This is a genomic window from Microvirga arvi (assembly GCF_016892765.1).
In the GTDB taxonomy this organism is placed as follows: Bacteria; Pseudomonadota; Alphaproteobacteria; order Rhizobiales; family Beijerinckiaceae; genus Microvirga; species Microvirga arvi.
The window spans coordinates 1-624 of the sequence record NZ_JAFEMD010000223.1 but is presented as its reverse complement, the minus strand read 5'-3'; the positions used below and the strand labels follow the sequence as shown (position 1 = coordinate 624).

Genomic DNA, 624 nt, shown 5'->3' with positions numbered 1-624 from the left:
TCGGCTCCTACGCTCCTGACCGGCGGCGGTTCTCAGTTCAGCCCGAGCGTAGCGGCGAACGCCGCTACCGGAACCGCTGTCGCAACGTGGCTCGACAATGCGGACGTCAAGCTCAGGCTGTTCAGCGGCGTGACGCCGACCGGCCCGGAGCTGACCGTCCAGGACACCTTCGAGGCCACCGCCCCAGACGTCGCAGCCCTGACGGATGGCCGCTACGTCCTCGTCTGGGAACAGACCAACCCGCTCAACGACGAGGATGTCAAGGCGAAGATCTACGATCCCGCGACGAATGCCTTCTCGCCCGAGATCACGATCGCCGGCGGCGGCGGATTCCAGGGCGATCCGGCCGTCGCCGCGCTCCCGGGCGGCCGGTTCGTCGTCACCTGGACCGATTCCACGGGGGATCTGGCGGACCTGAGCGGACCAGGGATCGCGGGCCGCCGATTCGAAGCGGACGGGTCGCCCGCGGGCGATGCCTTCACGGTCAATGCCAGCACGCGGGAAACCCAGGCCACGTCCGCCTTGGCCTCCCATCCGGACGGCCGGTTCCTGGCCTCATGGGTCGACTTGAGTCAGCAGAACACCACGGACTTGGACGGTTTAGGCATCAAGGGGCAGGCCCTG

General features: G+C 68.1%; 1 protein-coding gene. It reads left to right on the top strand.

Features of this window, described 5'->3' with window-relative positions; translation table 11 throughout:
- A partial coding sequence (locus ILT44_RS30615) for a hypothetical protein (protein ID WP_204243376.1) occupies positions 1-624 on the top strand: 624 nt, incomplete at both ends.